Source organism: Deinococcus roseus, from assembly GCF_014646895.1.
GTDB lineage: Bacteria > Deinococcota > Deinococci > Deinococcales > Deinococcaceae > Deinococcus_C > Deinococcus_C roseus.
On sequence record NZ_BMOD01000003.1, the window covers coordinates 120,100 to 145,546 of the forward strand.

Here is a 25,447-nt window from a genome sequence, read left to right on the forward strand (position 1 = left end):
TTGCCCCTAAAGCGTGCTCCCCGGACGGCCGGGTTCGCACTGGGCGCTTTCTCAGCCAAAAGCACGGCCACGCTTTTTGAGAACATCAATAAGAGGAGGTCACCATGCACACCCCAGACTGGCTCAAACTGACCTCTGCTGCCCTGGAATCTTCCTTCGATGCCATCCTGATCCTGGATGTCCAGCCTGAAGCCGTCACCATCCTGTACGCCAACCGCAGTGCCGAGAACATCACCGGGTACAGCCGGGAAGAATTGCTGGGACACAACCCCCGCATGCTGGAAAGCCGCTACATCACCGTTGCAGAACAATCCGAATTGCTGGCCGCCGTGCAGAACATTCAGCCCTACCACGCCATTGCCCGCTTCAAACGCAAGAACTTTGAGGTGTACTGGGCCGAACTGAACATGATGCCCATTGATCTGGAACCGCAAGGCCGGTACTGGGTGTCCACCCACAGGGATGTCTCGGAACAGCTGGAAGCCCAGCAGACCCTGAAAGACAGCGAATACCTTTACCGGGTGATCATCGAGAACAGCCCCGGCCTGCACCGCATGTACAATCGGGAAGGGAAGTGCGTGTTCTCCTCTGCTTCCAGTGAGCGCATTCTGGGGTACACCCCCGAAGAACTGCTGAACCAGTCGGATGGTTTGCTTTACCCGGAGGACCACCATGTGTTTGGCAAAGGGGTGATGCAGGACCTCTGGGCAGGGAACGTGGAATCCAGAGGCTTTGAATACCGCCTGAGGCATCGCAGCGGAAAGCCCGTGTGGGTGTCCAGCACCATGCGCATGATTGGCAGCCCTGACCAGCCTGAAGAACAGTGGCTGCTGGTGGTCACCGAAGACATCGATGCCCGCAAGAAAGCCGAGCAGGAAGCCCAGCAGCAAACGGACCGCTACACCTCCCTGCTGGAACTCAAATACCGCATTTTGCGTTCCAGTCAGCCGCTGGAGGTGGCCAATGAGGCCATCCGTCTGGCCCTTCCCCTCACCGAGTATGAATTTGGATTGTTCATCAGTTTCCAGGATGGACGGTTGCAACTGGAGGCTTTTCACAGTCCCCACGGTCCAGACATCAAAACCCAGCTGGAGCAGGTGATGCAGTCTTACGATCAGGATCGGGTGCTGCAACTGATGCAGGGAAACCAGCCGATCTTCATTTCTGCCACCGACCTCTGGTTGCTGGAGGCCAGCAATCCAGATCGAGAGCTGTTTCAGGCGTTTGCCCTGCTGCCCATCCATGCAGAAGGAGAAGTGTTTGGCCTGATTGTTTTTGGACACCGCCAGAATGTGCAGGTCAGCGACAGCACAAAGCGCCTGCTGACCGCCATTGAGGAACGGGTCAGCCTGGCCTACGGCAAACTGATCAGCTTCCAGCGCCTGGAAATGTCCCGCGAGGAAACCATGCGCACCCTGGGACTGGCCCTGGAATACCGGGATTACGAAACCAAAGGCCACACCGACCGGGTGATTTCCCTCTGTGTGCAACTGGGCGTGGCGCTGGACCTGGACGAGGAAACCCTCAAAGAATTGCGCTGGGGAGCCTACCTGCACGACATTGGCAAGATTTCCACCCCCGATGCCGTGCTGCTGAAACCCGGAAAACTCACCCCCGATGAATGGACCGTGATCAAGATGCACCCGGTGGTGGGCTTTGAGATCACCCGCGCCATTCCGTCTTTGCCCCAGCGCACCCTGGACATCGTGCTGTACCACCAGGAACGCTGGAATGGCAGTGGCTACCCCGAAGGCCGCAAAGGTGAAGACATCCCCTATCTGGCCAGGGTTTTTGCAGTGGTGGACGTGTACGATGCCCTCACCAGTGAACGGCCCTACAAGCGGGCCTTCAGCCCTCAGGAAGCCGTGGAGCAACTCCTGAAAGAAGCAGGAACCCTGCTGGACCCCGAGATTGTGCGGGTGTTTCTGGAGGTGCTGCAACTGGGCGGGAACCTGTCCAACCCCTGAAATCAATGCTCCCAGGCGGGTTTGCCCAGAAAAGCCCGGGTGCTGCGTTCAAAATGGACTCCCAGGCGGTTGAGCGCCAGTTCCATGGTGGGTTCGTGCAGGATGCAGAGTTGCATGCCATTGATCTGCACATCCCGGTGCAGGTTTCCGATGGCGTGGGCCACTTTCAGGGCTTCTTCCATGCTCGACGGAAAAATGCACAGCACCTCTTCCGGGGCAGCTTCAATCGGGTAGGCCTTTTCAGGGGTCAGGTGCAGCAGCATGCCGGGGTGCAGGACGGTGCCAGTGGGCAGGGCCAGACCCAGTTCCAGTCCATCCGGGGTGTGCAGCCTGCGCCGGACCCGGTGGCGGTCCAGGCAAGTCATGGGCAGGGAAACCACCTGCAGGGTTTGCAGGGTTTGCAGGGTTTGTTCTGGCAAACGGTCAATGCGAATCAAACCTGCTGCAGGTCCAGTTTGCACAGGTTCTGCAGCAGACTGAGGCAGCAAAGAACGTTTCAGGCCAGAGAGTCTGGTGCTCACCCGATCAGCCCTGCACGAAGCTGTACCATTCTTCCAGCCCCAGGCCTTTTCGGGAGGAAACCTCCAGAATTTTCACGCCCGGACGGGAACGGTCAATGTTTTCGCGGGCCAGTTCCCGGTCAAAGCCCACCGCTTCTGCCAGATCCATTTTGGTGATCACCACCAGATCTGCGGTGTTGAACATGGTGGGGTACTTGAGGGGTTTGTCTTCTCCCTCTGTGACGGACAGCAGCACCACCCGCGCTGCTTCCCCGAGGTCGTAGCTGGAAGGACAGACCAGATTGCCCACGTTTTCCAGAAACAGCACGTCCAGGGCCTTTAAGGGGAACTGGGGCAGCACGTTTTGCACCATCTGGGCGTCCAGGTGGCAGATGGTCCCGGTCACGATCTGCACGGCCTGCACCCCGGTGCGCTGCAACCTCAGGGCGTCGTTTTCGGTGGCGAGGTCGCCCACAGCAACGGCCACCTGCAGGCGGTCTTTGAGGTCGGAGAGGGTGCGTTCCAGCAATGCGGTTTTTCCGGCACCTGGGCTGGAGGCCAGATTGATGGCCCTGACCCCGGCCTGCTGGAAGATCTGGCGGTTTTCATGGGCCAGCTCATCGTTTTTCTTCAGGATGCCCTGACGGACGGTGACAATTCGGGGGGTGGACAGGGTCATGCTTCCTCCAATTCAAGCTGGTCGAGTTCCAGTTCCTCGCCAGAAAACAGTTGCACGATGGGGGCGTCGCAGATCGGACAGCGGATGCCTTTTGCCAGGTTCAGGGTCACCTGCTGGTGGCTGGGGCACTGCCCCACAGCCTGCACCTGCTCGACATGCAGCAAAGAACCTTCCAGCAAGGTGCCCTGGGTCGCTTCAGGGTAGGCAAATTGCAGGGCTTCCGGGACCACACTGCTCAGCACCCCGATGCGCACCGTGACGCTTTTCACCCGCTGGCCGGGGTGTTCCTGCAGCACCCCGCTGACCTGTTCGAGCAGGGCGAGGGCAATGCTGGCTTCATGCATCAGGCGAACATCAGTGAAAGGCCGCCTAGCAACACACCCAGTCCGGTGTAACGCAGGGTCTGGGCAGGCAGAAGGCGTTTCAGCAGCAGGCTGACTGCAAGGCCAGAGAGGTGCAGCCCGGCGGTGGCCAGCACGAAGCCCAGTGCGTATTGCAGACCTGTTGCAGTGGCGGGCATTTCTGCACCGTGGGCATGCCCATGGAACACAGCAAACAGGCCCACCAGGGCCATGCTGGACATCAGGGAAAACCGTGCTTGCAGCAGGATCAGCAGGCCCAGCAACAGCACCGAGGCCAGAATGCCGGTTTCCACGAAAGGCAAAGCCATGCCCAGCATGCCCAGCACGCCTCCCAGCAGCATCAGAAGCACAAAGGTGGCAGGCACAGCCCAGACGGCTTTTCCTTTCAACTGGGTGGCCCAGATGCCCACAGCAACCATGGCCAGCAGGTGATCCAGTCCGGTCAGGGGATGTGAGAAGCCCTGCATAAAGCTGCTTGTGCTGGAAATTCCGGTGTGTGCTGCAGAAAATCCCATAATTCCAAGGGTGAGAAGGGCAATTTTTTGCTTCATGTCACGTTCCTCCTGGCCCAGAGTGCACTTTTTCAGTGACAGCCGGTTGGTAGCAGTGTATCGGAAAATGCCCCTGAGGGATAGGGAAAGGCTGGACGACCAGGGAGTGAGAGGGGTCTGCTGTGGCTGCAAGGATGGGGATAGGGTTTAATAATTGACAAGTTTCATCAACTATTGTAGGATCAACCCTGACGAGCACCCAGGATTTCCAACCCTGTAAACACTGAAAACGTTGCACTTCACTTCATTGCCCTCCTGACGAAAGGGCAGAGCCCACCTTTCTTTCGCAACCAGAACACCCGCCCTGACCACCCAAACGTTTGCCGAGGCGTTTCTGAAGGTGCAGTGGTCCTGTTCTGTGTGAAATCCGATTCAAGGAGACTCTTCATGTCACACCATACCCCCTCAGACAGCAAAAAACAGATCAAGCTGGGCGCATTCCTGATGACCGATGGACACCACATCGCTGCCTGGAGGCACCCAGAAGCCAACCCATATGCCCATGTCAGCTTCGAGCACTTCAAGGAACTGGCCCAGAAGGCAGAAGCGGCCAGATTTGACACCATTTTCTTTGCAGATTCTGCTGCCGCCTGGATCGACGACGATGGCGTGTTCAGCCACACCTCCAGAGGGGCACACTTTGAACCCCTCACGTTGCTTTCTGCGCTTGCAACTGTGACCAGCAACATCGGACTGATTGCCACCCAGACCACCACCTACAACGAGCCCTACCACCTGGCCCGCAAATTTGCCTCGCTGGACCAGATCAGCGGCGGGCGTGCAGGCTGGAACCTGGTGACTTCCGCCAATGGCCGCGAAGCCTTCAACTTCAACCGGGACAGCCACGTGGTTTTTGAAGAACGCTATGACCGCGCCCATGAATTTGCTGAAGTGGTCACGGGCCTGTGGGACAGCTGGGAAGATGACGCCTTCATCCGGGACAAAGAGAGCGGCGTGTTCTCCGATCCAGAGAAAGCCCATGTGCTGGGACACGTGGGCAAGCACTTCAAGGTCCGGGGTCCCCTCAATGTGGCCCGCTCTCCCCAGGGCCGCCCGGTGATCGTGCAGGCCGGATCTTCTGAAGAAGGCAAGGAACTGGCAGCCGCCACCGCAGAAGTGGTGTTCACCGCCCAGCAGACCCTCAAAGATGCCCAGAATTTTTACAACGACCTCAAAGGCCGCCTTGCAAAATATGGCCGCTCTGAAGACGACCTCAAGATCATGCCTGGTGTGTTGCCTTATGTTGGACGCACCGCCCAGGAAGCCCGCGACAAATTCGACCTGATCCAGTCTCTGGTGCTGCCCAAATTGGGCCTCTCCCAGCTTTCCAGCCTGCTGGGTTTCGACCTGAGCGGTTACGATGTGGAGGGTCCCGTTCCAGAATTGCCCCTCACCAACAACAACCGCAGCCGTCAGGCTTTGCTGGTGGAGCAGGCCAGACGCGACAACCTCACCATCCGTGACCTCTACCTTTCCGTCACGGGAGGACGCGGTCACTGGCAATTGATCGGCACCCCCGAACAGATTGCAGACGAACTGGAAGAACGCTTCCTGAACCGTGGCGCAGACGGCTTCAACGTGATGGGTCCGGTCTTGCCTGCTGGTCTCGATGACTTCATCGAACTGGTGGTTCCCGAACTGCGCCGCAGGGGCCTGTTCCGCCATGAATACGAGGGCAAGACCCTGCGTGAAAACCTGGGCCTCAAACGCCCCGAGAACACCTTCCGAATCAAAGCCAGACAGAACAGGGAACCCGTGCTGGTCAAATAATGCCTCTGTGGGGGAGGAGCAAAAAGCGCCGGAATGTTCCGGCGCTTTTTGCGGTGGGGGTTTTGCAGTGTTTATTCTTTAGCAGAAATCAGGCTGATGGATCCCTCGTAAAGGCTCTGTTCGTACCCGACCTTCACGGCCCCTCCAATCATGTCTGAGCGGGCAATGTCGATTTTGGCTCCGGCATCGGTGATGTCGTAATTGCCATCCACGGTCATGTACAGGCCACCTTTCACGCCAGCGTCCATTTCAATGGGTCCGAGTTCTGCTGCAGCGGAGAGTTTGGCTCCGGCAAAAACGGTCACCTTGCCATCAAAGGCATACCCGTACTGTTTGAGCTGCATCACAGCATCCGGGTTTCTTCCGGCCTGGGCTTCAATGAAACGCTCTTTGGGATCGGTGAGCCGCTTGTAGCGCTGCGAAAACTCGTAGGTCACCTGACCGAACAGGGGCAATTTGCCATCCGAGCCAATTTCCACCTCGATGGCCTCACAGGTGTAGGTCACCTCGATGATGCCTGCAGAAGCTTTGGGTTTGAGGTCGGGCTTCTCGCAGATTTCGGGGTCTTCGGGGTCCTCGGCTTTCAGGTCTGCCGGGGGCACTTCGTCTTTGCACATGCTGCCATAGTTGCCCGCAGTGAAAACATGCATGCCCACCAGGCTCAGGTAACTGTAGTAGTGCTGGAAATACAGCGCGCGGGTCTGGGTGTTGGCGGCGGCGTAAAACTCGGGGTCGCTGAATTCACCGGTCAGGCCGCTCATGGTCTTGTGGAAGGGGCGGTAGTAGGCCCGGTAGGCCATGTCGTACTTCTGCACCTGCCCGACCAGTGAAGAATTCCAGTTCTGACCGTGGCTGCACATGTGCTGCTCGTACTCGATGCGTGCCCGCTCCTGACAGGGACCGTTGGTGCCGCAGGAGAGCTGCTGTGAGGCGTAAACCTCTGCGGTGTTCTGGGCTGCCCTGAAGTAGATGTCGTCTGCATTTTCTCTGGCCTTGCCATACTCCATGAAAGCCTCATCGACTTTTTGGTACAGGTCATTCAATTTGCGGTCTTCGGGGTCTGCAGAGTTGATGGGACCCAGCAGGTGCAAGGAGACTTCGCCGGTCATGCGGGTCTTGGGGTTTTTCAGCATGGCACTGGCTTTTTCTTGCACTCTGGGGAACATCTCCGTGTACTTCTGGGTGAAGTTGGCCATCCCCTGTGAAGCCCGCCCCAGTTCGGTGCTGATGTAACCCATGGCCAGGGTGGCAACTTTGGTGTTGGCAGGAATGGGAATGTGGGGGAAACGCCCCTCCACCCCACGGTCCAGCGCGTAAGCTTCCTGCCAGGGTTTCAGGGTGATGGCGTCGGCTTCTTCAGACACCACGGGCTCCTTGTTGGGGCCCAGCATGTCCTTGATGGGTTCCCGGTACACACCCAGACGGTACCAGCGTGCAGCCTCTTCACACTTGCCCTGCTCTCCAAGGGCCTGGGCAAGGTTGCGTTTGGCTTCGGGGAGCAGGGGTTCCAGTTGCACAGCCTGCCTCAGGACCACCTCGGCCTGTGCGGGTTTGTTGATGCCAAGCAGGGCATGGCCCTGGTTGTTCAGCAGCAAAGCCTGTTTGTTGAGGCTCCAGGGGGCAAGCGTGGCATCCTGCAGGACTTTTGCAGCATCCAGCAAAGCCAGACTCTCGTACCAGAAACCATAGAAGTTGGCGAGGCCCGACAGGTTCACCAGATGGCTGGGGTTCTGGGGTTCCAGTTCATGGGCACGCAGCAGCAAAGCCATGGCCGCCAGGGGTTTGCCGCTGGCAAGGGCCACAGGCACCATGCTGATGGCTTTCTGGGCAGACTGATATTCGGGCATGGCCTTCAGAACCGTGAAAGCCTCTGGACTCAGGGATCCTTCCAGAGCCGCCTGCAACATGCCGATGGCCTGCTCCAGGTTCACTTCCTGCTGGCTTCCGGGCAGGGTTTCATCCAGGGCCGGACGGGGCTGGTTGAGCACCTCTCCGGGTTGTCTGGAAAGGTTGTCCAGCATGCCTTTCAGGATGCTGTATCCCGGATCGGTGGGAGACATCTCCTTGAGGCGGTCCTGCAGTTGCTTCTGGGCCTCGGACATTTTGTCTTGCAGCACAGCGCCCATGTCGGGCATCAGGGTCTGGCCGCCTTCACGGGTGGGGCACTGCACCTGATCGTTTTTCGGGATGGTTTGAATGTTGGTGAAAGAAAGCATCTGTGGGGCGGCTTGCGCTCCAAAGCACAGTGTGCTGCCCAGCATTAAAAGTGTTCTGTACACGGGTTTGATGGCCTGTTTCATGGTGGTAAGCTCCCTTGCAGAAGACCTCGCTTCTTGCATGCTTCCACCTTACATGCCCCTCAATGATTGCAGCATGATTGGGGGCACAGGGGCAAACTGGTCCTCAAAATTCAGCCCACAATCACCTTGCTGGGGTATCACAGAATCAGGTGTTCGTTGTGATTGATACGAAATCCTGCTGGCATCAAGATTATTGTGTCCTGCAGGGGCCACGTGCCGTTCTGGGCCAGCAAGCATTCACATTCAAGGAGGCATCATGAAAGTTGACCCTTTTACCCTGGTGATTCTGGGCGCCACTGGAGACCTCACCCGCAGATTGCTCTTTCCTGCCGTTTACCGCCTGTTTGCCAAGGGCCGCTTGCCTGACCTCAAAGTGGTGGGTTATGCCATGGAGGACTGGTCCACAGAACAGTTCCAGCAGCATCTGGAAAAGAACATGCAGGAATTTGTGCCTGATTTTTCGCAGGAAAGCTGGGAAAAACTCAAAGCCCAGGTGCAGTATGTCTCAGGAGATTTGACCCCGGAGCACCTGAAAGCCCTGGAGCCCGTGGTGCAGGGGAATGCCCTGTTCTATCTGGCCTTGCCTCCTCAATTGTTTGACGATGCGGCCATCGGTCTGGGCAGTGTGGGCCTGCAAAACGAGCAATCGGGCTGGCGCAGGCTGATCATCGAAAAACCTTTTGGCTGGGATTTGCAATCTGCGCAGCAACTCCGCGAAAAACTGCACCAGCACTGGCAGGAACCGCAACTGTTCAGGATCGACCACTTTCTGGGCAAGGAGACCGTGCAGAACCTGATGGTGTTCCGCTTTGCCAACCGCTTCATGGAGCCCATCTGGAACAGCGCCAACATCGCACAGGTGCAGATCACCGCAGCAGAAACCCTGGGTCTGGAGGGCCGCTACAAGTACTACGATCAGGCCGGAGCCCTCAGGGACATGCTGCAAAACCACCTGATGCAGATTTTTGCCCTGACCGCCATAGAACCCGTCAGCAAATGGAATGCAGACAACCTGCGCCAGCACAAGGTGGAGGTGTTGCAAAGCGTGCGCCCGATCCCGCAGGATCGGGTGAAGGATTTCGCGGTGAGGGGCAGGTATGGTGCTGGTGAGATGGGGGGCAAAGAGGTTCCTGGGTACATGCAAGAAGAGGGTGTTCCCCAGACCTCCCGCACCGAGACTTTTGCTGCAGTGAAACTTTACATCGACAACTGGCGCTGGGAAGGTGTTCCTTTTTATTTGCGCAGCGGAAAACGCATGCAGCAGGGCTACACCGAATTGGCGGTGCAATTCAAAGAGGTGCCCACCCAGCTCTTCTCTGGGGTGGAAGACCTCAGCAACTGGCTGATTTTCCGCATGAAACCCGAGGAGCGCATCGATCTGGTCGCCTACGCCAAAACCCCCGGTCTGGACCTGGAAACCCGCACGGTGGTTCTGAGCACCGACATTTCCAGACAGCAGGAAATTGATTTCACGGCCTACGAGCAACTGATCATGGACGCTGCAGAAGGCGACCAGACCCACTTCCTGCGCTTCGATGAGGTGGAGGAGGCGTGGCGCATCCTGGACCCCATCCTGAAAGCCTGGGAGCAGGGACAGCCCGAGGAATACGCCTCGGGTTCTCTGGGACCCAATGGTCAGGGCCGCCTGATGGACCACGGGCATTACTGGCGCAGCCCGGAAGACGACTGAAAACCAGGACATGAAAACCAGGACAGAAGTCCTGCAACTTCTGGATTTCCCTTTTCGTACTTGTGGCAAGGAGGAATCACAATGAACATGTATCAGGTGACTTTAAGCGAAATCTGGCAAATGCTTCCCTGGTGGCAATGGGTGCTGGGAGCGGCCCTGGCCATTCCTTTCACATGGCTTGTGGGTTATGTTTTGAGGGGCGTGTTCCCTTACTGGCTGGAAGACCAGCCGCAGACACAATCCCACGGCTGACCCACTTCTCATTCACATCATTCACAAAAGCAACACGCAGGAGCAGGACTCAGGCCTGCGTGTTGTTCCTGAACTGCAATTCGTAGAGGTCTTTGTACAATCCTCCCTGTTCCAGCAGGTCTTCATGCCTGCCTTCCTGCACGATTTTCCCCTGGTCCAGCACCACAATGCGGTCTGCGCTGCGCACCGTGGACAGCCGGTGGGCAATCACGAAGGTGGTGCGGCCCTGCATCAGGGTGTTGAGGGCTTCTTGCACCAGCGATTCCGATTCCGAATCCAGCGAACTGGTGGCCTCGTCCAGGATCAGCAGGCGTGGGTTTTTGAGCAACGCACGCGCAATGGCAATGCGCTGTCTCTGACCGCCAGAGAGCTTCACGCCCCGTTCTCCCACCACCGTTGCGTAGCCTTCTGGAAAGCGGCTGATGAACTCGTGGGCATTGGCGGCTTTTGCGGCTTCCAGAACTTCATTTTCGCCTGCTTGCAGCCTGCCATACTGGATGTTTTCACTGATGCTGCCTGAAAACAGCAGGGTTTCCTGAGGCACAATCCCGATGTGGCCCCGCAGGTTCTGCAGCTCCATGTCTCTCAGATCCATGCCGTCCAGCAGAATCTTTCCTGAAGTGACATCGTAAAAACGCGGAACCAGAGACACCAGGGTGCTCTTTCCAGCCCCACTGGGACCCACAATGGCGATCACCTCTCCGGGATGGGCGGTCAGGGAGATGTTTTCCAGCACCTTTCCGCGGTCTCCGTAGGAAAAACCAACCTCCTCAAACTGAACCGTCCCCTTGACCTGTGGCAATGGGGTGGGCTTTTCAGGTTCGGGCAGGTCGGTCTGGGTGTCCAGCAACTCAAAAATGCGGCTGGAAGCCCCCAGGGCGCTCTGCACCTGCGCAAAAATGCTGGTGAGGGTGCCCACCGTGCCTGCAATGTTGAAGGTGTAGAGCACGAAGGTCAGCAGCACACCAGGGCTGATCTCCTTGACCGCCACCAGACGACCTCCATACCACAGCACCAGAGCCAGGGCCGTAAAAATTGAGAAAAAGATCATGGGCCCCAGCACGGCGCTCATTCTGGCCCGCTGCAAAGCCACTTTCAGGGAATCCTGAATCAGGTCCCCATAACGGGCAGCTTCATGGTTCTCTGCAGTGAAAGACTGCACCACCCGCACCCCGGACAGGGTTTCTTCGGCGTGGGCGTTGGCTTTGGCCACCTGGTCCTGAAAGGCCTTGGACATCTGGCGGATCTGCCTGCCCAGATAACGGGCAATCAGGGCCACAGCAGGCACCACCGAGAGGATCAGCAGGGACAGCTTCCAGTTGGTGAAAAACAGGATGGCCAGCGTGCCCACCAGCACAATCGGCACCGTGAACACCTGCACCAGTGTCGTGGACACCACCGATTGCACGGTGGAAATGTCCGAAGTCAGGCGGCTGGTGATGTCTCCGGTGCGGTTGTTCTCGAAGAAGTTGGAGGAGAGGCCCAGCAGGTGACGGTACAGGGATTTGCGCAACTCGGCCACCACGCTTTCCCCGGAGCGGGCCACCAGGTAATTCTGAATGCCTGTAAAAATGGCCTGTCCTGCAAAAACCCCCAGCAGAATGGGAAGAATGCGGTTCAGTTGCCCCAGGTTGGCCTCCAGAAAAGAAGCGTCAATCAGGCGGCCCACCAGTTGCGGAAAAAACAGATTGAATCCGGTGGAAATCAGGCTGGCAATCCCGGCCACCACCAGACCCCCCAGGTAAGGACGGGCATAAGCCAGCAGTCGCCTGAGCTGCTGGAAGCTCTGGCGGCCCATGGGTGTTCTGGAAGCAGGAGAGGGAGCAAGAGGAGGTCGAAACATGCCTCCCATCTTAGGGCAGCAGGCGGGCAGCGATTGTCACCCCATCTGCAAGAATCCCACCCATAAAAAACCCCCGGCAGAAACCATACGTTTTCAGACCGGGGCAATATTTTGATCACACACTCCTGAGGATCTTTTGAAGTGTACCAGATTCGGGTTATGGTTGGGTTACAGGAAATCCACCATCCACCCATCAGAAAATTGCCCGATGCACAAAGGGCATTCGGGCGACTCCGGGGCCCTGGTCTTTTGGGATGCAAGGCCCTGATCATTTCTGCAGGGGCACCCTGAGTATGATCCCATGCGGCACGAAAAATCAAGGCCAAATGTGCAAATGTGCAAGGTGAAAGTGAAACAGGGCAGATCCCTGAGCAACCGTTTTTGTGTTCTTGTTCCATGTAAAAATCAGCCATGCAAAAACCGGAGGAGACAGAGCTCCCCCGGTGAATGGTTCTGAATCATCCCCCCACGTGCACGTAAGGCCGGTGTCTGGGATCGGGTTCGGCTTTGCGCAGGATTTCGCGGGTCACCGGGGCAATGTCCCCCTCTCCGAACAGCATGAACCTCAGCAAATACAGCACTGGATTGCCTTCGGTCCAGCCAAAATAAATGTGTGGGATGCGTCCGGTTTCATCCCGGATGTGCAGCAAGGCTGCAGCCAGGGCATTGGGGATGCTGGAGCTGGTGCCCCTCAGGATGCGGTGCGGTCCCACCTGCACCCCGTACAGGTCCAGACGGTGGGCAAAGTCAGAGGCGTCATCGATGGAGATTTCCAGAAAGAGCACCACATCGTCTTCGGGGATGTGGGTGTCATCGCGCACCTGGGCTTCTTTCAGGCGGTACTCGCGCTCATCTCCGGCGTTCTTGCGGTTGGCAATGATGCGGATTCTGCCGTGGTTGTGTCTGGCTTCTTCGCGCACAAAACGGCGGGCATCTTCGTCCAGGGTGACTTCACTGACCCGCAGTTCGGTGGCCCGGAACACCCGGGAAATCAGGGAGGTGAAGGTGATCAGCAGGATGAAGAACCCGGCGATTTTCAGACCGCCCAGATCCTGGTAAAGGTTGACGGCAATGGTGTAAGCAAAAATCACTGTGACGGCGGCAAAAAAGCCCATCAGCAGGCGCTGGCTTTTGTGTTTGGCAGACAATGTGGTGGCCACAGCAGCGGATCCCATCAGGGCCAGCACCCCGGTGGCATATGCAGCAGCCTGGGCGTTCACGTCTGCTTTGAAGATGATGGTCACCACAAAGGCAATCAGGGTGAAGATCAGCACCAGGGGTCTGGAGGCGAGGGTCCATTCTGGGGCCATGCCGTATTTGGGCAAGTAGCGGGGAACGATGTTGAGGAGCCCTGCCATGGCGCTTGCACCTGCGAACCACAGAATCAGAATGGTGGAGATGTCATATGCTGTGGCAAAAATCGGTCCCAGATGCTCGTGGGCCAGGTAAGCCAGGGCACGTCCATTGGCTTCCCCTCCTGTTTTGAATGCTGCTGCAGGAATCAGCAGTGTGGTCACCAGACTGGAGCACAAAAGCAACACACTCATGATCAGGGCGGCGGTGGTCAGCAGTTTCTTGCCGTTTTGAATGCGCCCGACAGGTTTTTCACTGGTGTCTGACGAACGGCCCTGAATCTGGGGCATCACCAGCACCCCGGTTTCAAAGCCCGACAGGCCCAGTGCCAGGTTGGGGAACAGCAGGAAACTGGTTCCAAAGATGGAAAGCCAGCTGTGGGATGAGAAAACCGCCTGCTTCCAGTTTTGCCAGACTTCAGGGTGCCGGGCAATTTCCATGAACCCATTGACAATGACCACCCCGCTGAGGACCAGGTACAAACCCACCAGCAGAATGGCAATTCCAATGGCTTCTTTGAAGCCTTTCAGAAAGATGCCCCCCAGCAGGCCAATCAAAATCAGGGTGACCGCCACAGGCTGGTCCATCCAGTGGGGAACCAGGGGGTTCTCCACAATGTGGGCGGTGGCGTCTGCGGCAGACAGGGTGATGGTGATGATGAACCCGGTGAGGGCAAAGCCAATCAGGATCAGCACCAGAAATTTTTCCTGCCAGAAGGACAGCAGCCTTTCCAGCATGCTGATGGAGCCGTCTCCGTGGGGGGATTCTTCGGCCACCCGGCGGTACATGGGGAGGGCCCCAAAGAGGGTCACGATCACCAGCACCAGGGTGGCAAAAGGGCTGAGGGCCCCTGCTGCCAGTGCTGCAATCCCTGGCTGGTATCCCAGGGTGGAAAAGTAATCCACCCCGGTGAGGCACATGACCTGCCACCAGGGGTGGGTGTGTTTTTCGGCTTTGCTTTCCGCTTCAAATGGCCCTTCAACTTCCTGGGTCTGGCCCTGAAGCAGCCACCTGAGAAAGGGGCTCTGGGGGAGAAGGGGAGGTTTGGGTTTCGGCATTTGTGTCCTTACCAGGGTGTGGATTTTGACATTTAAGAGCAACAGAAAAAGGGCCAGAAGACCACTTTTGGAATTCGGAAAAGTCCGTTCCGTCTGCTATCGTAGCAGTTTTTTGCAAGAATTCCAGTCACCTGAGGCCAGACTGAGGACAAATTGACTGCACTTCACAATTTAAACACCTTCTTGTGTTGATAATCATGTGACAAACGGTTTCATTGCCTTCGCATTCTGAATCCAGACTGAGTTTCGACAGTCATGTGCCATCCATGAACTCAACATTAACCTGGGACACCAAAACACCTGTTTCTTTTCACGTCACAACAGGTAAAGTGGCTTCATGGTCCAGATCTATGAACGCAAATATCCTTGCCCCTGTTCTAGAAGCACGGTGACCACCACCACCACAGAAGACCCCATGACAGGCACCACCACCACCTACCACATGGACTGCATCTTATGTGACCGGGCTTACCAGATCATGCAGCTTTCTGCCCGCCGCATTCACAAATTCCAATCCCCTTTCTCCATGTATGTGCGGGTGGTCAAAAAAAGAGAAGCCGAACTCTATGAAAAGCTCTATCAGGAATATCACCAGTTGCAAACCCAGCTGATTGTGCGCTCCAAACAGCTGTACCTGCCTGTCTTCATGACCGAAGTGCTTTCTGCAGAAGGCAAAAAAGGAATCTGGAACAAATTGCAAGCTCTGGCAGGTGAGCCAACGCGCACCCTGCGGGCCTTTTACCGTTACACCCGCAAGCGCATCGAGGAGATCGTAAAAAGCCACTTCACCCTGGAGCGTTTGCCCCAGATTTTAAAAGCCCTGCAGATCACAGACCCGGAAATCGAGAAAACCTGGAGCCGCATGGAGCAGATTCACCGCCAGATCCACCACCTGGAAGAAGACATGGTCAAAAACGCCTACCGTCTGGAAGCCGGAGTCACCGTTCATTGATGGTGTCTGGATCAGCCCATTCAGCCGTACTTCTCCCGATGTGCTTTCAACAACTGCTGGTACCTGGGATGCCTGCGGGCCTCATCCCAGGCTTCCTTGAAGACCTCTGCCGATCGGGCTTTCACGGGATCTTCCTGAACAGGCAGCATTTCACCCGTCACAGCATCGTATTTGCGTCCTGAGGCATGGTTGGCGTACCGTCTGGAACGCGTGTACCCCATCTGCAAAAATTTGCGGGCCATGTCTGCCCCCACAAAATCATTTTCAGCAAGGTAATTCAAAAACAACTGGTAAATTTTTTCACTGCTCTCTGTGGCAATTTCCGGGGTTTTGAAACGCCAGAGCGGCAAAATTTCGCTTTTGTAGGGCTCCACCAGCAACACACCCTGTTCCCCCACCCCGACCCGGTACAGCTCAGGGTGTTTTCTGAGGTCCAGATTCGGGTAATCCAGGGAGTAATCAAACTTCTTGTTGGGGGTGGAAAGCGTGGTGCTGGTGGCTTTTTCTTTGTTGCGTGCTGGTTGGGTTTTGTTGTCTGTGGTGGTCATGGGGATCCAATGCAAAAAAACGACCGGGTGGATCACCACCCGGAAAGGTTTCAACTGGGTTTCTTGATGGGGATGTCACGCTTTCTGGCCCATTCCTCGGCTTTTTCGGTGGCAATGGCGATGGCACTGCCTTCAGAGTGGCCTTCTTGCAGCAGGGCGTTGGCGATTTCCACAGCCTTTTCGCGCACTTCTGGATTGAAATTCTTCAAAGATTGAGGATAATCCTGAGCATTCCAGGGCATGAAGCACCTCCTGGGCTTCAGGATAAACAGGGACCTCAGCAGGGATCTGTGGGATATGCAGAATTGAAAGTTGTCAACAATTTAATGTTGTCTCATCTGGATCATGAATCTGAACGAATCTGATTGCTTCAAAATGAAATGGCACGGTAAAGCAGAAAAGCGAAATCACAAAACAACAACTCCAATGAAAAATATGTTTAGGGTTTCTGTCATTCATCAAGCTTGAAATGCACAGAACCCCAGAGTTTAATTGAAGTCACTGCACAACGGACCTTCCCAGAAAGCCCCGAATGCTGTCTGCTGCCGTTCCAGCAGGGGTTTGAAGGTCCTGTTGTGCAGCCCAGGTTTTGTGCAGCCAGTGCACCCTGTTGGACTGGGCCAGTGCACTGCAGAGCTCCTGGGTGAAAGTTGCGTCCTGCAGGGTTTCCAGTGAAGGCAACACCCATCCCAGGTGCAGCTCGTCTTTGACGGGATCGTAGGCATTCAGGGCAGACATCAGCAGAGACCTGGCAATTGAGGAGTGGCCTGCTTTCCATTCAAGGTAAGCCCGGGTGGCATGAAAACGCAGCCTTCGGGAAGGGTGTTTTTGCAGCAGGGCTTCACCTTCTTGCAGCAAAAGACGGGCTTCTTCATGCCTGTCCAGTTCTGCCAGCACCCAGCTGTGGCCGCACAAATTGTCCAGCTGGCTCAGCGGGTTCCAGCCCTGAAACAGGGCGTGGGCCTCTTTGAACACCATGTGGGCCAGTTCAAATTCTCGGGCCGCCAGGTGAATGTCTCCCAGATGCAGCAGGCAGGAAGGAACGCGTCTGCTGAACCCACTTTCCCGGCAGATTTTCAGGGATTCCTGGGCGCTTTCCCGTGCGGTTTGCAAATCTCCGCTGGCAAGGCAGGCCACACTCAGGTTGTTCAGGAGGGCTGTGAGGGTGCCTGGACTGCGAAACAGCCGGGCCCGGATCAGGCTGTGCTGGATGTGCTCTCTGGCCTCCTGATACCGTCCGGTGCTCAGGTAAACCAGACTGAGGTTGTTGACCGCCCGGTTCAGGTTGCCGGTGTCTTCCATCACACTGAACACCTGGATGGCTTGCAGAAAGCGTTCTTCTGCAGTGCCCCACTGTTCGGTGCGGCCTGCCAGGGTGCCCAGGCGCATGATCAGTGAAGCATACAGCCGGGGGTTGTTCTGGGTGATGCTGAGAAGGCCTGCCCGGTTGTATGCTTCGGAGGCTTCTGCAAAGAGGCTCTTTGCTGCACAGGCATCGCCAAGTTGCATGTGCAGCAGGGCACAGGCCTGTTCAAAGGTGGCCACCTCCAGACCTGCCTGAAAGAACCCCACACTGTCCTGAAATTGACCCTGGCGTTCTGCCACCAGACCCCGGTGCAGGAACCAGCGGTAATGCAGGTCTTCGGCCAGATTTTTTCTGTTGCAGTTTTCCAGACAGCCCAGCGCTGCAGCCAGTTCTCCCTGCCACACGTAAATTTCTGCCAGGCACAGTAGCGACATGTCCTGAACACTGGGGTCTGCATGAAGCTGGCCTTGCTGCAGCAAGGCCAGACCGGAAGGCAGCAAAAAAGAGAACAGGCAGGCTTCACTGAAAGCCACGCAACTGTCCCGGAACAGCTCAGGCTGTCCTCTGAGGGCTTCTTGCATGGCGGGCAGGACCTCTGGCATCAACTGGCGGGTGTGTTCCAGGGCGGTGTGGTAAGCATGGCGGTCTGCACCATTGAGGATGCTGTGGTTGCGGTTCAGCAGTTCCAGATGGTGGCGGGCATGCTGCAGCAAGTGTGGGCTGTTTGCTTCCAGGTGGCTGCGGGCCATTTGCCGGATGAGCGGGTGCAGGTTCAGCTGAGCACCGTTTTTCTGCACCAGTCCCAGCTGGGAGAGCTTGATGAGCACCTGGGGCCGGATCTGAAAGGTGTTTTTGGCCTGCTGCACATTGAAGCTGCCTGCGAAGGTGCTGAGTGCCTTGAGGGCTTCCTGTTCGGCACTTTCCAGCCGTTCCCAGGTGCTCATCAGCACTTGCGAGAGGTTCTTCTGAGGACCTGCATCCAGAAAGTCCAGGCTGTCTTGCACCTCTTCCAGAATCTCCGGGACGGTCATCAGGCGCACCCATCCTGCAGCCAGTTCCAGGGCCAGAGGAGAGCCGCCCACCTGCACGCAGAGGGCATGCAAAGCCGTTTCATCTGTAGGGGTGAGGGTGAATTCTGGATTGGATTTCAGGGCCAGTGCACAGAAGAGTTGCATGGCTGTGCCGGGATCCAGCCCCGAAAGTTCCAGCAGCTGTTCTTCAGCCACCTGCAGTGGCCTGCGGGAGGTGCAGAGGATGCGCAGGCCGTGAACCCGTGTAAGGGCCAGATTCACCCAGTCCTCAATGCCCTGCACCTGCTCCAGGTTGTCCAGCACCAGCAGCACTTCCCCTTGCAGGGCCAGCACGTCCAGAACACTGGTTTTTTCTTCTCCGATCTGCAGTTGCAGGCGCAGGCGGTCTTGCAGGTCTGGCACGCCAAAGCAGGATTCTGCAGAAACCAGCAAATGTGGTCCAGCCAGTTGCTCACAGAAAGCCCGGGCCAGTCGGGTTTTTCCCTGGCCTCCCATGCCCAGAATGGTGACCAGACGGGCCCCTTCTGCAAAGAGGGCATGCAGGCGTTCCAGTTCTGCCTGTCTTCCTGGCAAAACTGCTGTCACCGAAGGAGAAGCAGGCAGCACAGTAATTTCTTTTTCCAGCTCCTGCTCCAGGGTGGTTTTCAACTGCTCAAAAATGTCCTGCACATGTGCAGGAGGAGCCTCTCCAAACTCCTCAAAGGTGGCGGCGCTGTAACGCTCGAAATGCCGCACCAGCTGGTCGCGGTTCTTCAGCAGGCAACTCAGGCGCATCAGGCCCACGTGGGCACCCTCGCTGGCCGGAAAGACTTCCAGCACAGTGGAAAAGGCCTGCTGGGCCTGTTCCAGGTTTCCCCGTCCCAGGGCTTCTTCTCCCAGCACCAGCAACAGTTGCAGCCTCAACTCTGAAAAGCGCATGCGGTAAGGCTCGCTCCAGTCGTCGTAGAGGTCTTCCGGGCTGAATTCCCCGGTCCACAGGTTCAGGGCGTCCAGCAGTTCGGTGAAAGCCCGGGATTTCAGGGCCGTCAGGGTGAACTTCTCGAAGTCCAGCGCATCCACCACCACCCCACCCTCGGCCTGCAAGACAATTTCCCCTCTGGAAAGGCCCACCTCGATGCCTGAAAACGGCTGAAAGGCCTTCCTGAGGTTGTAAAGGGCGTTGTAAAGCTGGGCTGCGCCCTGTTCGGGCTCCAGGTCTGCCCACAACTCCTCAATCAGAGCATCTTTCAGCAGACGGTGGGCTGGATGCAGGGCCAGCATCTTGAACACCGAACGCACCTTTTTGCGGCTCAGGGTTTTTTCGGGCAGGGCAGAAGTCCCGGACCACACCCTGAAGCCTCCCAGCAGTTGCACCCTCAGGGTCATGCCAGACCCCGCATGGTGCTGGCAATCAGGCCAAAAGTTTCGGTCCAGGCTTCCCTGGCGGCAGGGGTAAAGTCCTCTCCCAGTGTTTCCTGCAAAACCCAGATCAGGGCCTCACCGACCTGATCGTAGTGTTCAGGTTTCACGCCATATTTGAGGTGGCGTTCTCCCAGGGCATGCACCTGCGCTGCAAAAGTTGCGGGTTCACTGATGTGGTCCACCATCCAGCGCAGCATGGTCACCAGACGGTGGGCCTGCTCTGCCAGCTGGGTGTGAAACAGGGGCTGCAATTCTGGATGCTGAGAGAACAGCCGCCTGTAAAACACATCTCCGAAAAACACCTCCATTTCGGGATCCTGGGGAATCAGGTCATGAAAGGTTTGCCGGATCAACTGAAGGTGGGAAGAGGTGAGGGCCATGGGTCTTTTTCATGATGGGATGGACCTGCAGAAAAAACAACCTGCAAGTCCGTTTGAAATCACTTTTGGCCTGCTTCCGTTACACCAGATTCCCACAGAGGAACCACCCTCTTGCGGCATCTCCATTAAATCTCCATATAAACCTTTTCAGTTCTTCACAACCCTGCTGCACAATACAGGGGTGCAGACGATCCCCAAAACAAGCCCCCTGATCCTGGTGGTGGAAGATGAGCCCGAAATGCTGGAACTCATGGAAGCCTACCTGCGGCGGGATGGCTACCGCACCGAACACGCCCTGGACGGAGAACGTGCCCTGGATCTGTTCCGGGCTGCCCAGCCTGACCTGGTGCTGCTGGACATCCAGTTGCCCAAACTGAGTGGTTTTGATGTGCTGAAAAACATCAGGCAGAAGCACCTCACCCCGGTGATCATGGTGACGGCGCGGGCCGAGGACCTGGACAAACTGCTGGGTCTGGAACTCGGGGCAGACGATTATGTGGTCAAGCCGTTCTCGCCGCGCGAAGTGGTGGCCCGTGTGAAAGCGGTGCTCAGGCGCACCCAGCAGCAAACCCAGACCATTGTGCGCATTGGGGAGCTGGAGGTGGATTCCAATGCCATGCTGGCCCGGGTGGGACCGCACAGGCTGGACCTCACCCCGGCAGAGTTCAGGCTGCTGGAGTACCTGGCCAGACACCCTGGACGGGCCTGCTCAAGGGTGGAACTGCTGGAAGCCTCCTTGCCCAATTCGGACGCTCTGGAACGGGTGGTGGACACCCACCTGAAGAACCTCAGGCGTAAACTGGAACTTGCAGGTGCCGTGGGCATGCTGGAAACTGTGCGGGGAGTGGGGTACCGGTTGTGGCTCGAAAATTAAGCAGGCCTTCCATTTACAGCATTGCGGGCCGCCTGAGCCTGATGACCCTGGCGGTGGTGATCCTCACCAACCTGATCACCGTGGGGTTCATGCAGTACCAGTCCTGGCAGCGTTTTGAGAACCTGCCCCCCAACCTCAAACAGGTGTTGCAGCAGCGCTGGGAGCAGGACAGCAGGGAATACAAAGACAGCAAAATCGGACCTGCAGTGCCCAATGTGCAGGATTTCACCATTCAGGTGGTCACCACGCCCCCCCTGACCATTTCTCCACTCCCAGAGCAGCCCCGCATGGTCAAGGTGCCCCGTGGACTGCGCCTGAGGGACGACCTGCAGAACTCACTGCTGGTGTCCACCTTGCTGGGCTGCCTGATCGGGGCTGCCCTGGCGGTTTTCTTCTCCAGAAGGCTGGCCAGACCCCTGGAGGCCATTGCCCATGCTGCAGCGCAGGTCAGTGTGGGAGACCTGAGCACCCGTGTGGAGATGCCCAGCAATGCCCCTGCCGCCAGACAGGATGAGGTGTTTCATCTGACCCAGCACTTCAACCTGATGGCCGAAACCCTGCAGCGCCAGGAGCAGGAACGCAAGCACATGATTGCAGACATCGCCCATGAGCTGCGCACCCCCATTGCGGTGATGAAAGCCAAACTGGACGCCCTGGAAGACGGCATCGTTCCTCTGGACCAGAATGCTGTGCAGAGGCTGCAGGTCCAGACGGCTTTGCTCAGCCGTCTGGTGGACGATTTGCGCACCCTGTCCCTGGCAGATGCAGGCAAACTGGACCTCAGCACCCAGGTGGTGGACATTGCTGCCCTGGTGGAAAACGTGGTCAGCGAGTACCAGACCGTGGCCTACCGCCAGAAGGTGCAGGTTCAGATGAACAGCAGCGACGACACCATCCTGATTCCGGGAGACCCGGATCGTCTGGCCCAGGTGATCAGCAACCTGCTGGAAAATGCCGTGCGGTACACCCCACCCCAGGGCCAGATTCATGTGGCTGTGGAACGCATCCAGCAACGGGTCACCATTCGCGTGCAAGACACTGGAAATGGCATTCCTGAACATGCTTTGCCCCACATCTTTGAACGCTTTTACCGGGCAGATGGTTCACGCACCCGTGAAACCGGGGGCACCGGGCTGGGCCTCGCCATCGTGCGCACCCTGACAGAACTGCATGGAGGCAGCGTGCGGGCCTGGAACCAGCACGGCTCAGGAGCGGTTTTTCAGGTGGAATTGCAGGGGTAAGAATGTTCTACTGGTTTCTGAACCAATAGTACAGCGTTGGCGAAGAAAAGATCAAAGCCCATAAAATCACCAGAGGATCATAGTAGATAAAGGATGGTTGAAAAGATTTACAGCTGATGAAATAAGAGATTCCAATCAATAATGGAATATGCCACATTATTTTTATGAACCATTTGTCTTTCTGTTTCATGCTCCCTCTGGTACATCTTATGAGATCAAGGGTTTTGAGCAGCATCCTCAGCGATTGAAGCAATCAGACCATGAGAAGAAAGCTTCAATCTGAAGGCCCAGAAGCTTCTTTCTCAAGAGCATACAACCTTCATGCATCTGTACCATCACCTTGAATCCAGATCACTTTTGACGCCCATAAAATTTCAGGGTTCAGCAAGAGCAGGATTGATGTTGCTGGTGCAGGTTTAAACCCGCAGTTCTCCGGCCCCATGCCATTCGTGCTCAAGGTCGCGCATGATCAGGGCGTGGTCAAACCGGATGCTCCCTGCTGGAAAAAGATCCTGGTTGTCAAAGAAACTGGACCTGATGTGTTCAATCCCCAGAGGATGCACCTCCCAGCCTCTGGTTTTCAGTTCCATGGCGTCCAGTTTCTGCCCCTGGCGGTCCGGGGAATAGCCCACCGATCCTGCTTCAAAAAAAGCCGAAGAGGTTTGCAGGTCTGCAAACACCGAGGTCTCTGGCAGATGGGTTTGCACCTGTCCTTTCAGAAAGATTTTGACCTGCTGGTCCTGAGAAAGGATGTTTAAAGCAATGCTGGGGTCCTGGTCCTGCACCTCGAAGGTGGCGTGCTGGTAATCTCCAGGGAACAGGTGCCCGCCCAGCCATTCATGCACCTGGGAGTTGGTGTCCCTGCGCCAGATGAACACCCCTTCTTTCTGCACTCCATTTTCCTGAAAGGTGACCGCAACCCTGTGGGCAGCATTTTCACTGCTCAGTCCGATGAATTCTGGGATGCCCCTGGGACGAACATGTTCCAGACGGATCAGGCAGAGACCTGCAACAGCAAAGCCCTGGTGAAGTTTCAATTGAAAGGGAGGGGGAAGGTACCGCTGCATGACCTGGGGTTCCACCAGATAATTGGCAAGAATGCGCCTGCGAAGGGTTCCCTGAATGGCGGGCATTTGAAAAGGGGGCAGTGAAATCGTGGGCACTGAAATCGTGGGCACTTGCATGGTGACCTCCAGCCTCAGTATTGAACATGTTCAAAAAAAGACAAAAGACAATTGTCCCCGCTGGATTTGCAGCAGAACATTCAGGTGCTGATTTTCACCCACAATTCCACGATCAGCCCACTCGGATGGTTTTCTTTGAGCTCCACCTGGCCTTCATGGACCTGGGCCACCTGGGCCACCACGCTGAGGCCCAGACCGCTGCCCGGAGCACGGGTCCCGGGTGCCCGAAAGAACGTCTCGGTGGCCTTTGCACGGGTTTCTTCGGACATGCCTGGGCCAGTGTCTGAGACTTGCAGAATGGCATAATCCTGTTCCTCTTGCTGCTTTGTGCACAGGGACACCTGCACCTGTGCCTCTGGTGCATGGTTGTGGGCATTGTTGAACAGGTTCAGAAGGGCCTGGCGCAACAGCAGCGGATCACCACAAAGGGTCAGGTGCTCAGGACCTGAGTAAGGCACCCCTTTGCTTTCTGCATTTTCGCGCACCAGTTCTGCAAAATCGAAGTGGGTCTTGTGGGTGCGTCCCTCACGGGCCAGGGTCAGCAAAGATTCACTGAGGCGCGTCATGCGGTCCACTTCTTCTGCCACGGTTTCCAGGGTTTCCTCAGGGGTGGCATAACCGGCTTTCCAGTTGCCCAGATGCAGTTTCATGGCGGTCAGGGGGGTGCGCAGTTCGTGGGAGGCATTGCGGGTGAATTCGGTTTCCCGTTTGCGAAAGTCAGAGAGCCTGTCCAGCATGTGGTTGAAGGTTTCGCTGAGTTCCCCCAGTTCTCCGCCGCCATCCTGCGGCACCCTCAGAGAAAGGTTGCCCGAATGGGCCACTTCTTTGGTGGTGTCCAGCAGGTGCTGCAGGGGTTTCAGGGCCGGACGGCTGAGCAAAAGGGCAAGGATGGCCCCCACAAACGTCACAATCAAGGTGGTCAGCAGCATGGTCTGCTGGTAATTCACCAGACTGGAATGCAGTTCTCGGATGGTGCCCTGCACAAAAAAATCCGGGCTGCTTCCCGCTGGAGGAATGATCACCCAGCTTCCGGTGCGCCAGTTTCCCTGGTTCTTGTTGCTTCCCAGAGACACCATGGCCGTGCCTCTGGGAAAGCCCAGGGTTTGCCAGGCCTGATACACCTGTGGATCCAGAGCAGGCAGTGGGATGTCCTGTGGGAAGTCTCCATTCTGCCAGATCACCTCTCCCTCGTGCACCAGACGCACCCGGGTCACGTAACCCTCAAACCCCGCATTGAGGCCCGCGTAATCGTGCGGGTTGCTGCTGAGGGGCCGTTTGCGCATCACACCGATCAGGCGTTCCACATAGCTGCTGAGTTCCCGGTCCAGGCTGGAATTCACCTGATGCTGAAAACTCAGGTAACCCAGCGTGCCCTGCACGATCAGGGCCACCAGGGTGGTGACGGCAATGAACGCCGCCAGACGCTGCCGCAGGGTCACGCTTCCTCCAGCCCCAGACGGTACCCTCCAGAAACGGTTTTGACCACCTGGGGGGCCAGTTTGCTGCGCAAATGATGCACGTACACTTTCACCACGCCCGGATCGGAGGCTTCATCTCCCCACACCAGATCCACCAGTTCTTCAGAACGGTACACCCGGGAAGGAGACATCATGAAGCGTTCCAGCAAAGCGTATTCCCGGCTGGACAGTTCCACCAGGGTGCCCTGCCAGCGCACGCTGCGTTTGCCCAGGTCCATTTCCAGCCCCCCTTGCTGGATCACGCTGGTGCGCACCTCATGCACGCGCCGCAGCAACGCCCGCACGCGCGCCAGCAACTCTGGCAACTCGAAGGGTTTGACCACATAATCGTCTCCGCCTTCATCCAGGCCCATCACCCGGTCTTCCAGTGCATCCCGCGCAGTCATGAACAGGATGGGACCTGTGTATCCGGCTTTGCGGGCTTCGCGGGCCAGGATGAACCCCCCATCCGGGCTTTCGGGCAGGCGCACATCCAGCAGCATCAAATCCGGCTCGAATTCCAGCAACAACTGGCGAGCGGTTTTAAGGTCCGGGCCATGCTTGACCAGATGGCCCTGGGCTTCCAGGGCACGGATCAGGGGGCGGGCAATGCTGAATTCATCTTCAACCAGAAGCAGGCGCAAGGGTTCACTCTTTCTGGGTTTTCTCTGTGATGGCCATGAGAAAACCCATCTGATGCACGCATTTTACTGCACAGGGGTTATGGAGAAGTTATGAAGACGATAAC

The 25,447-nt window shown here is 57.0% G+C and carries 21 protein-coding genes; 7 read left to right on the plus strand and 14 right to left on the minus strand.

Going from position 1 to position 25,447, the window contains the following annotated elements; all coding sequences use genetic code 11:
* Positions 1-104: 104 nt before the first annotated feature.
* Entirely contained in the window at positions 105-1,967 is a 1,863-nt protein-coding gene (locus IEY52_RS06015) for an HD domain-containing phosphohydrolase (protein ID WP_189001373.1), read from the plus strand.
* Between the two features lie 2 nt (positions 1,968-1,969).
* Here IEY52_RS06015 and IEY52_RS06020 read toward each other — a convergent pair whose 3' ends face one another.
* The 4 genes from IEY52_RS06020 to IEY52_RS06035 are packed head-to-tail and all read right to left on the minus strand — an operon-like array spanning position 1,970 to position 4,059.
* The gene (locus IEY52_RS06020) at positions 1,970-2,488 is read right to left on the minus strand and encodes an urease accessory protein UreE (protein WP_189001375.1); all 519 of its coding nucleotides are present in this window, start codon (positions 2,486-2,488) and stop codon (positions 1,970-1,972) included.
* 4 nt (positions 2,489-2,492) lie between these two features.
* A complete protein-coding gene (hypB, locus tag IEY52_RS06025; RefSeq protein ID WP_189001377.1) occupies positions 2,493-3,146 on the minus strand; it encodes a hydrogenase nickel incorporation protein HypB in 654 nt (217 codons plus the stop codon).
* Positions 3,143-3,490: a hydrogenase maturation nickel metallochaperone HypA/HybF gene (locus IEY52_RS06030; protein WP_189001379.1), complete on the minus strand. Its 348-nt coding sequence runs from the start codon at positions 3,488-3,490 to the stop codon at positions 3,143-3,145. The genes hypB and IEY52_RS06030 overlap by 4 nt, the downstream gene beginning before the upstream one ends.
* Complete coding sequence (locus IEY52_RS06035) at positions 3,490-4,059, minus strand: HupE/UreJ family protein (protein WP_189001381.1); 570 nt, start codon at positions 4,057-4,059, stop codon at positions 3,490-3,492. The genes IEY52_RS06030 and IEY52_RS06035 overlap by 1 nt, the downstream gene beginning before the upstream one ends.
* A 387-nt stretch (positions 4,060-4,446) precedes the next feature.
* Here IEY52_RS06035 and IEY52_RS06040 point away from each other — a divergent pair, with 387 nt between their 5' ends.
* A complete protein-coding gene (locus tag IEY52_RS06040; RefSeq protein ID WP_189001383.1) occupies positions 4,447-5,829 on the plus strand; it encodes an LLM class flavin-dependent oxidoreductase in 1,383 nt (460 codons plus the stop codon).
* 71 nt (positions 5,830-5,900) lie between these two features.
* On the opposite strand, the gene IEY52_RS06045 is transcribed toward IEY52_RS06040, so the two are convergent.
* On the minus strand, positions 5,901-8,129 hold the full coding sequence (locus IEY52_RS06045) for a tetratricopeptide repeat protein (protein ID WP_189001385.1): 2,229 nt from the start codon (positions 8,127-8,129) through the stop codon (positions 5,901-5,903).
* A 256-nt stretch (positions 8,130-8,385) separates the two neighbouring features.
* Between IEY52_RS06045 and zwf the strand changes: the two genes are divergently transcribed.
* Both zwf and IEY52_RS06055 read left to right on the plus strand, forming a co-directional pair.
* On the plus strand, positions 8,386-9,819 hold the full coding sequence (zwf, locus tag IEY52_RS06050) for a glucose-6-phosphate dehydrogenase (RefSeq protein WP_189001387.1): 1,434 nt from the start codon (positions 8,386-8,388) through the stop codon (positions 9,817-9,819).
* A gap of 81 nt (positions 9,820-9,900) precedes the next feature.
* Positions 9,901-10,071 (plus strand): hypothetical protein, encoded by a 171-nt coding sequence (locus tag IEY52_RS06055; protein ID WP_189001389.1) that lies wholly within the window; start codon positions 9,901-9,903, stop codon positions 10,069-10,071.
* A 49-nt stretch (positions 10,072-10,120) separates the two neighbouring features.
* Here the strand turns inward: IEY52_RS06055 and IEY52_RS06060 are convergent, their stop codons facing one another.
* Positions 10,121-11,914, minus strand: coding sequence for an ABC transporter ATP-binding protein (locus IEY52_RS06060; protein WP_189001391.1), 1,794 nt, complete (start codon positions 11,912-11,914; stop codon positions 10,121-10,123).
* A gap of 458 nt (positions 11,915-12,372) precedes the next feature.
* Positions 12,373-14,325: an APC family permease gene (locus IEY52_RS06065; RefSeq protein WP_189001393.1), complete on the minus strand. Its 1,953-nt coding sequence runs from the start codon at positions 14,323-14,325 to the stop codon at positions 12,373-12,375.
* Between the two features lie 337 nt (positions 14,326-14,662).
* Here IEY52_RS06065 and IEY52_RS06070 point away from each other — a divergent pair, with 337 nt between their 5' ends.
* Positions 14,663-15,277, plus strand: coding sequence for a hypothetical protein (locus tag IEY52_RS06070; protein ID WP_189001396.1), 615 nt, complete (start codon positions 14,663-14,665; stop codon positions 15,275-15,277).
* Between the two features lie 20 nt (positions 15,278-15,297).
* Here the strand turns inward: IEY52_RS06070 and IEY52_RS06075 are convergent, their stop codons facing one another.
* From IEY52_RS06075 to IEY52_RS06090, 4 genes are all read right to left on the minus strand, one after another.
* Entirely contained in the window at positions 15,298-15,825 is a 528-nt protein-coding gene (locus IEY52_RS06075) for a DUF4385 domain-containing protein (RefSeq protein ID WP_189001397.1), read from the minus strand.
* A gap of 50 nt (positions 15,826-15,875) precedes the next feature.
* Positions 15,876-16,067 (minus strand): DUF2188 domain-containing protein, encoded by a 192-nt coding sequence (locus IEY52_RS06080; RefSeq protein WP_189001399.1) that lies wholly within the window; start codon positions 16,065-16,067, stop codon positions 15,876-15,878.
* Between the two features lie 256 nt (positions 16,068-16,323).
* Positions 16,324-19,527, minus strand: coding sequence for an ATP-binding protein (locus IEY52_RS06085; RefSeq protein ID WP_189001401.1), 3,204 nt, complete (start codon positions 19,525-19,527; stop codon positions 16,324-16,326).
* Entirely contained in the window at positions 19,524-19,943 is a 420-nt protein-coding gene (locus IEY52_RS06090; protein ID WP_189001404.1) for a globin domain-containing protein, read from the minus strand. Before IEY52_RS06090 ends, IEY52_RS06085 begins: the two co-directional genes overlap by 4 nt.
* Positions 19,944-20,124: 181 nt before the next feature.
* Between IEY52_RS06090 and IEY52_RS06095 the strand changes: the two genes are divergently transcribed.
* Together IEY52_RS06095 and IEY52_RS06100 are read left to right on the plus strand one after the other, a co-directional pair.
* Complete coding sequence (locus IEY52_RS06095) at positions 20,125-20,817, plus strand: response regulator transcription factor (RefSeq protein WP_268239710.1); 693 nt, start codon at positions 20,125-20,127, stop codon at positions 20,815-20,817.
* Positions 20,802-22,058 (plus strand): sensor histidine kinase, encoded by a 1,257-nt coding sequence (locus tag IEY52_RS06100; protein WP_189001406.1) that lies wholly within the window; start codon positions 20,802-20,804, stop codon positions 22,056-22,058. The genes IEY52_RS06095 and IEY52_RS06100 overlap by 16 nt, the downstream gene beginning before the upstream one ends.
* Positions 22,059-22,474: 416 nt before the next feature.
* Here the strand turns inward: IEY52_RS06100 and IEY52_RS06105 are convergent, their stop codons facing one another.
* The 3 genes from IEY52_RS06105 to IEY52_RS06115 form a co-directional block, all read right to left on the minus strand.
* Positions 22,475-23,242, minus strand: a complete 768-nt coding sequence (locus IEY52_RS06105) for a DUF2071 domain-containing protein (RefSeq protein WP_189001408.1) — start codon at positions 23,240-23,242, stop codon at positions 22,475-22,477.
* An 80-nt stretch (positions 23,243-23,322) separates the two neighbouring features.
* Complete coding sequence (locus tag IEY52_RS06110; RefSeq protein WP_189001409.1) at positions 23,323-24,681, minus strand: sensor histidine kinase; 1,359 nt, start codon at positions 24,679-24,681, stop codon at positions 23,323-23,325.
* On the minus strand, positions 24,678-25,343 hold the full coding sequence (locus IEY52_RS06115; RefSeq protein ID WP_189001411.1) for a response regulator transcription factor: 666 nt from the start codon (positions 25,341-25,343) through the stop codon (positions 24,678-24,680). Before IEY52_RS06115 ends, IEY52_RS06110 begins: the two co-directional genes overlap by 4 nt.
* Positions 25,344-25,447: the final 104 nt, after the last annotated feature.